The sequence below is a fragment of the Chloroflexota bacterium genome, from assembly GCA_009840625.1.
Classification (GTDB): Bacteria; Chloroflexota; UBA11872; order UBA11872; family VXNJ01; genus VXNJ01.
This window is the reverse complement of sequence record VXNJ01000001.1, coordinates 159,754-172,779: the sequence shown is the minus strand read 5'-3', so window position 1 is coordinate 172,779 and position 13,026 is coordinate 159,754. Positions and strand designations below refer to the sequence as shown.

Annotated in this window: 13 protein-coding genes; 3 read left to right on the top strand and 10 right to left on the bottom strand. The window is 65.0% G+C overall.

The window, feature by feature from the left end; translation table 11 throughout:
• Positions 1–19: 19 nt before the first annotated feature.
• From F4X41_00740 to F4X41_00710, 7 genes are all read right to left on the bottom strand, one after another.
• Positions 20–991: an alpha/beta hydrolase fold domain-containing protein gene (locus tag F4X41_00740; GenBank protein MYB15554.1), complete on the bottom strand. Its 972-nt coding sequence runs from the start codon at positions 989–991 to the stop codon at positions 20–22.
• 19 nt (positions 992–1,010) lie between these two features.
• Positions 1,011–2,000, bottom strand: a complete 990-nt coding sequence (locus F4X41_00735) for an alpha/beta hydrolase (protein ID MYB15553.1) — start codon at positions 1,998–2,000, stop codon at positions 1,011–1,013.
• A gap of 69 nt (positions 2,001–2,069) precedes the next feature.
• On the bottom strand, positions 2,070–3,782 hold the full coding sequence (gene ggt / locus F4X41_00730; protein ID MYB15552.1) for a gamma-glutamyltransferase: 1,713 nt from the start codon (positions 3,780–3,782) through the stop codon (positions 2,070–2,072).
• A gap of 61 nt (positions 3,783–3,843) precedes the next feature.
• Complete coding sequence (locus F4X41_00725; GenBank protein ID MYB15551.1) at positions 3,844–4,302, bottom strand: VOC family protein; 459 nt, start codon at positions 4,300–4,302, stop codon at positions 3,844–3,846.
• Between the two features lie 79 nt (positions 4,303–4,381).
• Complete coding sequence (locus F4X41_00720) at positions 4,382–5,275, bottom strand: homocysteine S-methyltransferase family protein (protein MYB15550.1); 894 nt, start codon at positions 5,273–5,275, stop codon at positions 4,382–4,384.
• A 54-nt stretch (positions 5,276–5,329) separates the two neighbouring features.
• Positions 5,330–5,908 carry a hypothetical protein gene (locus F4X41_00715; protein MYB15549.1) on the bottom strand — a complete coding sequence of 193 codons (579 nt, stop codon included), beginning with the start codon at positions 5,906–5,908 and terminating at the stop codon, positions 5,330–5,332.
• Positions 5,909–6,025: 117 nt separating this feature from the next.
• Positions 6,026–7,093 (bottom strand): aryldialkylphosphatase, encoded by a 1,068-nt coding sequence (locus F4X41_00710; GenBank protein MYB15548.1) that lies wholly within the window; start codon positions 7,091–7,093, stop codon positions 6,026–6,028.
• A gap of 189 nt (positions 7,094–7,282) precedes the next feature.
• On the opposite strand from F4X41_00710, the gene F4X41_00705 reads away from it, so the two are divergent.
• Together F4X41_00705 and F4X41_00700 are read left to right on the top strand one after the other, a co-directional pair.
• On the top strand, positions 7,283–8,353 hold the full coding sequence (locus tag F4X41_00705; GenBank protein MYB15547.1) for a DSD1 family PLP-dependent enzyme: 1,071 nt from the start codon (positions 7,283–7,285) through the stop codon (positions 8,351–8,353).
• 106 nt (positions 8,354–8,459) lie between these two features.
• Complete coding sequence (locus F4X41_00700) at positions 8,460–8,879, top strand: DUF1801 domain-containing protein (protein ID MYB15546.1); 420 nt, start codon at positions 8,460–8,462, stop codon at positions 8,877–8,879.
• Between the two features lie 89 nt (positions 8,880–8,968).
• Here the strand turns inward: F4X41_00700 and F4X41_00695 are convergent, their stop codons facing one another.
• Complete coding sequence (locus tag F4X41_00695) at positions 8,969–10,132, bottom strand: fatty acid desaturase (protein MYB15545.1); 1,164 nt, start codon at positions 10,130–10,132, stop codon at positions 8,969–8,971.
• Between the two features lie 243 nt (positions 10,133–10,375).
• Positions 10,376–11,545 (bottom strand): fatty acid desaturase, encoded by a 1,170-nt coding sequence (locus F4X41_00690; GenBank protein MYB15544.1) that lies wholly within the window; start codon positions 11,543–11,545, stop codon positions 10,376–10,378.
• Positions 11,546–11,793: 248 nt separating this feature from the next.
• Here F4X41_00690 and F4X41_00685 point away from each other — a divergent pair, with 248 nt between their 5' ends.
• A complete protein-coding gene (locus F4X41_00685; protein ID MYB15543.1) occupies positions 11,794–12,204 on the top strand; it encodes a DUF3574 domain-containing protein in 411 nt (136 codons plus the stop codon).
• Positions 12,205–12,223: 19 nt separating this feature from the next.
• Here the strand turns inward: F4X41_00685 and F4X41_00680 are convergent, their stop codons facing one another.
• Positions 12,224–12,958, bottom strand: coding sequence for a GyrI-like domain-containing protein (locus F4X41_00680; GenBank protein MYB15542.1), 735 nt, complete (start codon positions 12,956–12,958; stop codon positions 12,224–12,226).
• Between the last annotated feature and the right edge of the window lie 68 nt (positions 12,959–13,026).

Sequence of the window (13,026 nt, the reverse complement as noted above, 5' to 3'; positions counted from 1 at the left end):
AGGGCGCGGATTCGGCGCGCTAGACCCCGAGCGCCCGGCCCAGGGCCGCCAGCTCGTCGGCGATCCAGCGCCGTGAGAGGGCGGCGTCCGGAATGCTTATCGCCGAGCCGTGGTACGCGCCCGGGTAGACGTGCAGCTCGACCGGGACGCCGGCGTGCGACATCGCCCGGGCGTAGGCGACATCTTCGTCTAGCAGCCCGTCGAGATCGCCGACGTTTACGTAGGCCGGCGGCAGCCCGGCCAGTTCGGTGGCCCGCGCCGGGGCGGCGTATGGAGAGATCTCGGCGCCGCCGGCGTTGCCCTCCAGGTAGGCATTCCAGGCGGCCAGGTTCGAGTCTCGGTCCCAGGTTCGCGGGTCGAGGACAGCGTGGCTGCTGCGGGTTTCGGCGCGGTCGTCGAGCATCGGCGCGTTCAGCAACTGCAGACAGGGGAGAAATTCGCCGCGGTCGCGGGCCAGGAGGGAAAGCGCTGCCGAAAGCAGGCCGCCGGCGCTGATGCCGGCCACCGCTATGCGATCGCGGTCGACATCGAACTCGGAGCCGGTCAGGGCCAGCCACTTGAATCCCGCGTAGCAGTCCTCCAGCGGGATCGGAAACGGGTGCTCGGGGGCGCGGCGGTACTCGACCGAAGTAACCAGCACGTTGAGAGCGGCCGCCATGTTGGCGCAATATGGATCGTTCATGTCGGCCTGGCCCAGGACCGTTCCGCCGCCGTGGATCCAGTAGACCGCCGCCGCCCGTTCGGGCAGGTCGTGCGGGCGGTAGGCGCGAAGCTCGACGTCGGGCCCGTTGGACGGACCGGGGACAAATCGGGTGGAGACGTCCACGGCGGCCGGCATCGGCGCGGCCGGCAATTTCGCCCGCTGGGCCGCCGTCCAGTCGCGCAGCGCCGGGATGTCGGACCAGTCGCGCGCGGTCAACGGCAGCGAATCGAATACGCGCCGGTGCTCCTCGTCGAGACGCGAGCTTATGTCGATGACGTCTATATCCACCTTCGCTGCCTCCTGGTTGTCAGCTGGTAGTCTTCGGTTCGCCCAGCTGCAAGGCGCGCTCCAGCGCGGCTAGTTCGTCGGTAATCCAACGGCGCGAAAGCTGGGCGGCAGGGACCGCGCCGGGTGATCCGTGATAGGCCCCGGGGTAGACGTGCAACTCCACCGGCACGCCGGCCGCGCCCAGTGCCTGGGCGTAGGCTACGTCCTCGTCCAGGAAAAGGTCCAGGTCGCCGACGTTGATGTAGGCCGGCGGCAGGCCGGCGAGGTCCGTTGCGCGGGCCGGTGCGGCGTGCGCGGGAACGTTCGCGGTTCCGGCCTCGCCTTCCAGATAGGCGTCCCAGGCGGCAAGGCTCGAGGCCCGGTCCCACACCCGCGGATCGGTGACCGCGTTCGCGCTGCGGGTTGAGTTGCGATCGTCGAGCATCGGGTAGACCAGCAATTGGAAGCAGGGCCTCAGCCGGCCGCGGTCGCGCGCCAGGAGCGCCAAGGCGGCCGCCAGCAGACCCCCGGCGCTGCCGCCGCCGACGGCGATGCGTGCGTTGTCCAGGCCCAGCTCGACAACGTTGGCAAACACCCACGCGAGTCCCGCGTAGCAGTCCTCCAGACCGGCCGGGTAAGGATGTTCCGGTGCCAGTCGGTATTCGATTGAGGTGACCAGGATGCCCAGCTGATCGGCGATGTTGGCGCAGTAATGGTCGTTCATCTCCAGATCGCCGATCACCGTTCCGCCGCCGTGGATCCAGTAGAGCGCCGCCGGTTGCATTCCCGTCCGGGGGACATAAAGGCGCAGGCGCGGATCCGGCGCTCCGGCGGGACCCGGTACCCGGCGATCGGATATCTCGACCGACGGCGGCAAGGGAGGTTGCGGCAGCGCATTGCGGTCGGCTACGAATTTGGCGCGCACCGCCGGGATGTCGGTCCAGTCGCGCGGTTCGCGCGGCAGCGCATCGAACACGGCGCGGTGCTCCGCGTCGAGGCGGGCGCTGATATCGATCGGCTTAACGTCCATCCCGATACCCTCGCGGCTAGGCTCTGCCCGGCAGTTTATGCCGGTGGCGCGCAATGGCCATTGGTCCCCTCACCGGCCCATCGCGTAGCCGTCGAAGCGCGGATCGGCGGCGCCCATCAGCGCCCCCGAGGCCTGGTCGATCTCGATCATCATCTCGCGTCCGGTTACCCCGGCCCAGGACTCCAGCACCCTGACCCGGTGGCCGAGCGACGACAGGCCCCGGACCGTGTCCTCAGGGAAGCGGGCCTCGATCAGGAGTTCGTCGTCGCATTCATGCGGAATCGCCGATTCCAGCGGGCTCTGATTGTCCTTCCAGCGTGGCGCTTCCACCGCCTCGGCCACGCTCATGCCGAAATCGAGCACATGGCTGATCACCTGCAAATTGGCCTGCACCTGGGTATCGGCACCCGGGGTCCCCAGCACCAGACGCAGGCGCTTCGCGCCGTCATCGGACGGCGCGAACACCATCACCGGGTTCATGGTGTGACGGACGCGCTTGCCCGGCGCCAGGCAGTCGACGTGGTCGGGGTCCAGGTGCCAGTACGTCATTCGGTTGTTGAGCAGGATTCCGGTGTCGCCGGCGATGAGGCTCGACCCCCAGGCGCTCTGCAGGCTCTGCAGCTGGGAAACCGCATTTCCTTCCGAATCGACCACCACGAAACAGGTCGTGTCCTCGCCGTCGGGCATCCCGCCGGCGAGCCTGGGGCGCCGCCGGGTGATTCCGGCGTCCTGGTACGCCCATGGGTCGCCTGGCGCAACTTCGCCCGCGGCCGCCTGCCGGTCTATCAAGCCGGCCCGAAAACGTGCGTATTCGCGGGAAATCAGGCCTTCGATCGGGACCTCGACGTAGTCCGGATCGGCCAGGAACGCCTCGCGGTCCACGAACGCAAGCTTCTTGGCCTCCACCATGAGGTGGATCGATTCGGCTGAGTCCCAGCGATGGGGCTCGAGATCGAACTGGTCCAGCATCGCCAGTTCCTGCAGGAGGACGTGGCCGCTGGAATTCGGCGGCGCCTCGCAGACGCGGTGGCCGCGGTAACTGGTCCAGATTGGGTCCTGCCAGCGCGCGCTGCAGGCGGCCAGGTCGCGCATCGTCAGCAGTCCGCCCTGTTCCTGGATGAAGCTCACCATCCGTTCGCCGACGGAGCCTTCATAGAAAACAGCGCGCCCGTCTTCGGCGATGGCTGCCAGGGTTTTTGCCAGGTCGCTCTGGCGCAGGATCTGGCCGGGACGCAGCGGTTCGCCGGCGTCGGCGAAGACCGCCCGCGAAGTCGGGAATTGGCACAGCAGTGGGTCGGCGGCGATCTCGCCGGCCAGATAGTGACTGACCGGAAACCCTTCGGCGGCCAGCTCGATCGCCGGCGCCAGCACCGCGCCGAGCGAAAGTCGGCCGATCGCTTCATGCGCATCCAGCCAGCCGTGGAGCAGGGCCGGGACCGAGACCGAGAGCGCTCCTTTCTGCGGTATTCCGTCGCGGGCGTAGCGTTCGCGGGTGGCCTCCTGGCCGGCCGGACCGGTCGCGTTCACCACCCGCACACGCCCCTCGGCCTTCGAATAAACCATGATGAAGCCGTCGCCGCCGATCCCCGACATCATTGGCTCAACCACGTTTAAGGAAGCCGCCACTGCAATCGCCGCGTCGACCGCATTGCCCCCCTGTCGCAGGATCCTGACCCCCGCCTCGGCGGCGAGCGGGTGACCGGCACAGACCATGCCCCGGCGGCCCATCACCACCGGCCGGTGCGACTCGGACACTTGTCCGTGGGGGCTATTGCGGGTCAATCGCCCGGCCCAATTTCGCGGCCTCGATCGGTACTCGCGGCGCGATCACCGAGGTCGGCCTTCACTCCGACAATCCGGCCGCCGCCCGCAGCGGCGCGACTTCGATTTTTTCCATTCCGAGCAAGACCTCGGTGACGCCCTCGGGGTTTCTTCCCATCAGCTCCCCGAGGCAGTCCGGCACGACCTGCCAGGAAACCCCGAACCGGTCGCGCAGCCATCCGCAGGGTTGGCCGATTCCGCCGTTGGTCAGTTCCTTCCAATACCGGTCGATCTCGACTTGCGATTCGCAGTTGATCACGAAGGAGATCGCCGGACTGTGCTGGTACATCGGGCCGCCGTCCACGGCGGTAAATCGCCGTCCCGCGATCACAAATTCAACCAGCGCTTGCCCGGAGGCTGGCCCGGACGATATAGGTGAAATGGAAATCAGGTCCGAATCCGGAAAAAGCGAGGTGTAAAAGCGGGCCGCCTCCACGGCATCGCCGTCGAACCAGAGGCAGGTGTGGATTTTTGAATCCAGCTTCAACGATTCAACTCACGCGTCCACCGGGACCCGAGGCGGCCGGGAATCGAGCTTGGGCGATTCCAACCGGGCGGGCCTAGTTCCGGCCAAGTCGGTCTGAAAACGCGGCTATATCGGCGGGCGTGATCCTGCAGCAACCGCCAACCACCGTGGCGCCGTGCCCGACCCAGCGAAGGCCGGCGGCGACGAACTGTTCGGTACCGAAATCGGCTCGATGGCGCAGCCGGGCATTCTCCCCGGCCCAGTCGTGCGGGACGTCGAATCGATTGGGGTAGCCCCCGGTCGGCTTGTCGGTCAGGGAAGCCATCTCTACGATCGCCGATTCAATCGCGTCCGGATGCGTGCAGTTGAAGAGGAATCCGTCGGTACCAATTTCGGCAAGGGCGGCCCAGGCCTCTCTCACGCTCTCGCCGCTGCGCAGCCCGAAACCGGGCCGTTCGTCCAATGTCCAGGCGACGAAGACCGGAAGCCCGCGATCCGCCGCGACCAACTGGGCGGCCGCAACGGCGGTGACGGATTCACGGATGCTGGACATCGTCTCACAAATGTACAAATCGACGAATGGCTCCAGCGCGCGGGCGAGACTTTCGTAAATCGGCCCGGCCTCGGCGGCATCGGGAACCAATTCGGCCTGATAACTCAGCGACAGCGGGGGCAGGCCTCCGGCCACCTGCACTTCCGCGTCGGCTTCGTCGGCAGCTTTGCGGGCAAGCCGACCCGCTTCGGCGGCCAGCTCAGCATAGCGGTCGGCTATCCCCGCCTTAGCCAGCCAGCCGGGAACGCAGGCGTAGCTATTGGTGATGATCATCCCCGCCCCGGCAGCGATGAAATCGCGGTGCGCGGCAACTACTGCTTCCGGCGCGTCGATCAACGCCTGCGCGGACCAGAGTCCGTCTTCGCTTTCGCTGATCGCGCCGCGCCGGACCAGTTCGGCTCCCATGCCGCCGTCCATGACGGTCACCCTAGACATGCGCCCCGGTTCCAGTCATCACAATGGTTTCGTTCCCTATCGGCTGTATGTAGTTCAGATCCCGATCGCCATGAAGATGACCACGTTTATCACCAGCACAGGGATGGCGCCGATGACTATTACGAAGAAGGCGCGCGCGGTCGAGTCGAAGTCAAGACACTGGCGCACCGCGACGACCATGCCGGCCAGCTGCCAGAAAAACGCGATCGCCGCAAACAATCCACCGATTCCGGGGACGAACAAAAGCAAGTTGAGCAGACCGGGAGTCTGGGCAAACCCGGTGCCACGGGCCAGTTGCCCCCAGTCCGCATGGGTCTGCCCGGTGCGCAGGATGTATCCACCCACGATCCAGGCGACCAGCGCCCAGACGGCCCACGTGACGATCGAACGCAGCACCCCGTAGACGAGGGCTTCGGTGGCGGTCGCATCGCCGGCCAGCAGCGCTCCGACACCGCCGGCGGCCGAAACCAGCACCACCACCAAAAGCGCCGGCAGGGTCGCGCCAGTATCGTTCTCGACGTCCTCGTAGGTCGCAACCCGGAGACTTGCGGCCCCAATCATCCGGGCCAGCAGCGTTTGAAACATATTTTTCCCATCCGAGTGTGCCGGGCAGGCGCGTCCGACCCGTTCCATTGACCGCCTCCATTCTCACGTCGCGCGGGATCGGGGCCCGCGAGACCGGCTCTGATCCGCACGCACTCCGGGCGGCACCGGTAATCTTCCAGCGCGGCTACCGGCCTCGCGCGATCGTCAGGACCGCGGATCGACGAAGGTGAGTATGTCGCGCGGGTTGTTTACGAAGATGTCGTCCACGAGTTCGGACGAGAATCCGCGCGCCCTCATCCGCGGGGCAATCTGGCTCAGCAAGTAGTAGTACCCGTGACCGCCGTACCGCTGGAGCCGGAATTTCGAGCAGATGTCGTGGGAAACCACGATTTTGCGGCCGTGACCCTGCGACGCCGCCCAGGCGATGTCGTCCATCCGCTTGGCGTCGCTCGGCATGTGTATGGCGGGGTTGAACGGGTAGTGCGACTCCTCCCGGCCGAACAGGTCCCATTCCAGATAGCACCCGGACTCGGCGATCCGGGCCAGAGTATCGCGCCGGAACACGGTGCGGTCCAGGTGACCCATCACGGTCCGTCCCAGATCGGCGCCCGCTTCCTCCAGCACCGCCATGATTTCCAGCGGCGCGGCCTCGTCCCTGCCGGGGTGGATCAGCAGCGCGGCCCCGGTGATCCGCTGGGCGCCGGCGGAAGCGCGCAGCACTTTGCGTTCGTTTTTAGTCAGCGGCCACGAGCAACCTACCTCACCGATGATGCCGGAGCGGATGGCGGTTTCCTGCGCACCTTGGTAAACGTCGCGCACAATTTCTTCCCGGATGGCCGATTCGCGGCGGTGATCCATGTCGGGAGGATGGGCGGAGTCAACGTAGTACGACGACCCCATGACAACGTTTACTCCGGTTGCCCGCGAGATTTCGGCCAGTCCGCGCGGGTCGCGCGCGATGCCGACGCTGGTGGCTTCGACCAGCGACCCGCCACCGTTTTGCCGGTAAAGGTTGATTTCATCGATGGCGGTGGGAACGTCCCCCAGGATCACGTTGTCTCGGTTGGGCATGAAGTGGTGCCGGATGCGTCCGATGGTCTCGATCGAAACCGGTTGCTCCCAGAATTCGCGTTCGCCGGGTTCGGTGGGCGGGGTGTATGTTGGAGACAGGTCGACCAGTAGGTGTTCGTGCGCCAGGGTTACGCCGAGTTCTTCGGGTTCGATTAGGCCGCGAACCGTCTGCACCTTGCCGGCAATCGACTCGTCGTTCATCGAAACACCTCGAGGCTGCGGGGGCGACCCCGGCTCCGCACCACGCTCCGGCGATCACCGCTCGTTGAATCCCGGGGCACCACGCAGCGTATCCGTGGCTTGGCGCGCTGTCAATCCGCCGGGGGTCCGCGCCCGGCCGGTGGTGCGGGCCGCGGAAGTCGCTTACGATTGCCACGACGGGAGGTCGACATGAGAACGCCGCGAGACCTGGATACGCCTGCGCTGTTGCTCGACCTGGATGCGCTGGAGCACAACGCCCGCCTGATGGCGACCCGGTGCACGGCGGCCGGTGTGGCCTGGCGCCCGCACGTAAAGGCGTCCAAGGCTCCGGCCCTCGCGCTGCGCCTGATCGAAGCCGGCGCGGTGGGAATCACCTGTGCCAAGGCTTCCGAGGCGCTGGTGATGGCCCGGGGCGGCGTCCGCGACATCCTGATTGCCAACGAGGTTGTCGGTGCCGCCAAGGTGGACCGCCTGATCGAAGTGGCGCGTCTGGCCAATCTCTGCGTCGCGGCCGACGACGCGACCAACATCCGCGAGATCGCCACGGCCGCGGCTGCCGCCGGCGTCGTGGTCGACGTGCTGGTCGACGTCGACGTGAATCTCAACCGTTGCGGAGTTACCCCGGAAGAAGCGCCACCCCTGTGCGACCTGGTTGCTGAATTGCACGGCGTCCGTCTACGCGGATTGATGGGGTACGAAGGCCATGTGATGCACATGCCCGAAGACGAGAAGGAGCGCGAGACCGCGGTATCGGCCGCGATTCTGGCGCGTGCCCGGGACCTCTGCGAGGCGTCCGGGCACACCATCGGACTACTCTCCGGCGGCGGCAGCGGCAATTACCGGTACGTGCTCGAGCAGGGCGTATTGACCGAACTGCAGGCCGGCGGGGCAGTGCTGATGGACGTGACCTATGAGGAGATGGGGGTTGACGGTCACCGGCGGGCGCTGAGTCTCATATCCCAGGTGGTATCGGCAGCCAATCCGCACCGCGCGGCCGCCGACGCGGGCTGGAAATCTTCCGGCCGCCACACCGGGCTGCCAGAGGTGATAAGTCCGCCCGGCTGGCGTTGTGCCAGGCTCAGCGCCGAGCACATGAGCCTGGCCAGAGAGGGCGGTGACCCGCTTCGGGCCGGGGACCGAATCGAGGCCATACCGCATTACTCGGACAGCACCGTCCTGCTGCACCGGAAGATTTACGCGTGCCGCGGCGGGCGCGTAATTGAGGAATGGCCGATCGCCGGCGCCGGCGCGCTGCAATGACCGCCGACCACGCTCTCGCCCCGCACGCGTACCGGCCCGGCGCTGCGACCAAACTGCCCGGAGCGCCATCAAACCGGACCAAACCTAGGGCTGAAAAGGGATTCGCGTGAGCCAGAACAAGACCCAGAAGACCGGCGCCAGCGTTGAGGAGTTTCTGGAGTCCGTCGCCAGTCCGCGACGCCGCGAGGACGGGTTCGCGGTCTTGGCGATGATGCGTGAAATCACCGGTCTCGAACCGGAAATGTGGGGACCGAGCATCATCGGGTTCGGCGATTACCACTACAAGTACGAATCGGGTCGCGAGGGCGACTTTTTCCTGACCGGGTTTTCACCGCGCAAGCAGAGTCTCACGCTTTACATCATGAGTGGCCTCGAAGGACACGAAGACCTGCTGGAGAAACTCGGCAAGCACCGTACCGGCGCGGCTTGTCTTTACATAAACAAGCTTGCCGACGTGGACACCGACATCCTGCGGGACCTCATCCGAATCTCCTTCGAGAGCGCCCAGGCGGATCTAACGACCTGACGCCGGCCGGCGAATTCGCCGCGGAAGCACTTTTCAGAGGCGTTCCGGTCGGATTCAGGACATGAGGGAGCCGTGCCCGAACCCTGCCGTCAGCGCAGGCCTTCGGGCGCGAGGTCGGCGATCGAACGGTCCAGCTCGTCCTGCTCGTCTTCGCGGGTCCGCTGCGCCGTAGCCGGCAACGGAGTGTCGAACTGGTAGCTGGGATCTTCCTGCTGGCGGTCCCAGATGTACCACATTTCACGCCAGGCGCCGATCAGGGTACGCGGTTCGGGCACGTCGTGGGCGATCGCCTTGTGCAGCTTGCTGAGGTTGTAGCACGGGACGCCGGCGTACATGTGATGCTCCAGGTGCCAGTTCATGTGCCAGTAGATGAACTCAAGCGGCCAGGGAATCGTGATCGTGCGCACGCACTTTCGAAAGTCGGGGGTTTTGTCCATGAGTCCGCAGTGCATGGGCAGGCCGACGAAATAGGTGGCCCAATTCGCGATGAAGGGAAACAGGCTGAGGATGATCGGCAGCACCCACTGCCCGGTAGCTATGGCAAACACGAGGATCGCGCCGTGGAATACCAGCTGCCAGCGGGCCCAGACTATCGACTTGCGGAATTCCTTCGGCTGGTCGGCGTGGATCGCCTTGAGCCATTCGTGGGACGGTATCTTCATCGGACCGTGCACGCCGAAAGCGGTGCGGACGGTGAAGATGATGGTCGACAGCAGGCCGCCCTTGGCAAGGGTCCGGCCCGGTTGGGTGAAGACGTTCACCGTAAACAGCTGCACCAGGAAAAACTTGCCGACCGTCGGTTTGAGCGGCAGCAGGACCTCGCGGTCGCCTTCGGGGTGCAGGGTGTATCGGTGGTGGAAGGTGTGGCTGACGTTGTAGTCGAAGGGGTCGTACCAGGCCAGCATGCAGAAAACGTAATTGAACCACCGGTTTAGCCACTTGGTCCTGAACACCGATCCGTGTCCGAGTTCGTGTGGATTGGTGCCGACGAAAAAACTGCCGATCGTGCCGTGCAGGAACAGCGCGACGAAGAACCCAATCCAGATGTGCTGCCACCAGAAGAAGTAGGTCAGCGCGCCGGTGAGCGCGAAGAGCGCCAGGTGCCCGCCGGCCTGGATCCAGCCCTGCAGGTCGCTGCGCCGCGAGAGTTCCTTGAGCACCGTCCGGTCAATCGGGGACCGGTACCATTCGATCCGCAGGCTCTTGCGTACGTCGGCCAGCGGCTTGTAACCGGAATCTTCCGCCGTTGCCATGTTCAATCCCGCTCCACTCAGCTCAATTGGTAGCCGCATCCGCCTGGGGACCGGCCGAATCCGCAACCACCAACACTTGGTTCCACATCCACAGTGTCGTTAAGCCAAATATAAATGGGTGGCGGCCACCGATGAAAGTCGCGACCGGGCCCGCGGCTGCTTGAGCCAACCGCCGCTGCCGGACGGGCTCGACCTACTTCTTCTAATCAACCACCGGGCGGGGCACCGGCCGGCCGACCGCAATCAGGCCAGCTCCTTGGGCGCCAGGTCGCCGATTGAAGCCTCGAGGGCGTCTGGTTTTTCGCGGCCGATTTTCCCGGCCCCTTCCGGAAGCGGCGTGTCGAACTGGTAGTCGGGCTCTTCCTGCTGGCGGTTCCAGACATGGAACATCTCGCGCCAGGCGCTGACCAAAGTGCGCGGCTTCGGCATGTCGTGGGCGACCGCGCGGTGGAGCTTTTTCAGGTTGTAGCAAGGTACGCCCGCGTACATGTGGTGCTCGAGGTGCCAGTTCATGTTCCAGTAGAGGAACTCAAGCGGCCAGATCATGGTCATCGAGCGCACGCTTTTGCGAAAGTCGGGGGTTTTGTCCATTAGACCGCAGTGCTGCGGCATGACGCAGAGGTGGCGGGCCCAGTTGCCGATGCTCGAGGAGACTGTCAGCAGCAGAATCCAAACCCATTGGCCGGTGGCGATCGAGACCACCAGTACCGCGGCGTGAAAGAAAAGTTGCCAGCGCGAGAACCAGGCGGAGCGCATGTGCTGGCGCGGCTGGTCCTGGTGGACCGAATTGAGCCACTCGTTGCTGGGGAACCTTTTCGCACCGGCCGGCCCCAGGGCCGAGCGGGCCGTGGTCAGGATGGTCGCGAAGAGTCCGCCTTTGGACAGCGTGCGGTCGGGAGGGGTGGAGAGATTGATAGTAAAAAGCTGGATCAGGAACGTCCGGCCAACGGTTGGGCTGATCGGCAACAGCACCTCGCGGTCGCCCTCGGGGTGCAGGGTGTAGCGGTGGTGATAAGTGTGGCTGGCGGCGTAGTCGAAGGGATCGAACCAACTGATTGTGCTGAACAAATACAGGAAGAATTTGTTCAGCCATTTGGTTTTGAAAACTGTTCCATGGTCAAGCTCGTGGCCGGCGACTCCAACCCAGAAGCTGGCGATGGTTCCGTGCACGAACAGGGCCGCCAGAAACGCAATCCAGATTTCTTGCAGCCACAGGAAATAGGTCAGTCCGCCGCTGGCCAGGAATAGGGCAAGGTGCCCGCCGGCCTGGACGAATCCTTTCCGGTCGCTGCGCCGCGAGAGTTCGCGCAGGACGCGGCCCTCGATTGGACTGCGGTACCACTTGACGCGCAATTCCTGGCGCACTTCCGCCAACGGGCGGTATTGGGAATCGACTTCCCCGGTAACTGCCACCTTCTACCCCTGCTCGACCTCGGCCTGATTTTCAAAAGCGTAAACCGCGCCGCGCAGCGAGTCAATGTAGCTGGTCCGCCTCGGTGCAAACGCGTGCGGCAATTCGGTATCTGGCTTGAAGCCGGGACCTAGACTCGGGCGGCTTTTTTCAGGCGATAGGAGCCGCTGCCGGAGTGGGGTTTTCAGTGTGGTTCAGGGCGCAAATCGCGGGCGATATTGCGCCCTTTTTCCTCCGGCCCGGATTTTGTGTGGCCGCCGTCTGTATCACGGCCTTGTCATTCGCCCTGGCCGCATGCAATCCCCTGAACGGAACCGAATGCGGGACCGGTACCGAACCGTTCGTCGAATACCAGCTTTTCATGGGGCGCGGTGGCGTGGCCGGCGAGGTCGTCAGCGATGAAGACTGGGACGAATTCTTGGCCACCTCGGTCACGCCGCGGTTCCCGGACGGCCTGACCGTAATCGACGGATTCGGCCAATGGCGCGATGCCGCCGGCCAGATCAAACAGGAACGAACCAAGATCCTGGTCCTGTACGCGGTCGGGGACGAGAGTTCATTGCGCGCCGACATCGACGCCATATCAAGCGAGTACGAGCAGCGGTTCGATCAGGAGTCGGTGCTCCGGGTAGTCGATCAGGCCTGCGTTTCGTTCTCCTGAACCGGAACTGGGACGCCGCTCATCTGCTGACCGGGAAAACGATATCCGTTCGCCATTTGGCTGGATCCGGCTCGGCACCCGGATCGGTCACGTAGACCTCCCACGGAGCGCCGGCGGGGGCAAGCCCCTGGCTCTCCATCCAATCGGTCAGATTCGACCACGCCCCGGGCAGCTCGTCATAGGGACCGATGTGGGTCGTGATGGCCGCCAGCGTGGCCGGAAGTTCACCGGCGGTGATCCGGCCTGATCCGGCGATTCCGGCAGCGACCGGCATGGCGCACTCCAGCTCGAGTCCATCGCCCTCCATCGAGTGGTAAAGCGTCAGCGGCATGCCGACCGGCTGCTGGCCCTGGTCTTGGATGAATTCGTAGACCTCCGCGAAGAGTTCGCCCAGCAACTGCGGGACTTGCTCCATCGTGGTTGAGGCCCTGATTCCCAAGATTGGTTGCGACGGAATCTCGCGGGTCGAAAACTCCTGTTTGATGGCAGTTTCCTCTCGTTCTGAAATTGGCCGCGCGGTGCTGTGCCGCCAAGCCGAATGCGCCGTGCGAGTGTAGACATCATCTGCTTGGGCTACCGCCTGTCGTCCCGCCAGGGCGTCGGTCCGTGGAGGGTTCGGCGACGCGATCCAGCTGGCAACCCGCGCGATTCCTGATTGCCGGCCCAAGTTGCCGAATACGACCCGGGACCGGAAATCTTGCACCGTTTGCGGCCGGGGCGACTCGAAACCGGCCGGATGTAGCTTTGGGTCCACAGTTCAAACTAGCTGTAACCGAATTTGACTGAGCCCGGGTGACTTTTGGAACGGGCCAAGGAGAAAAG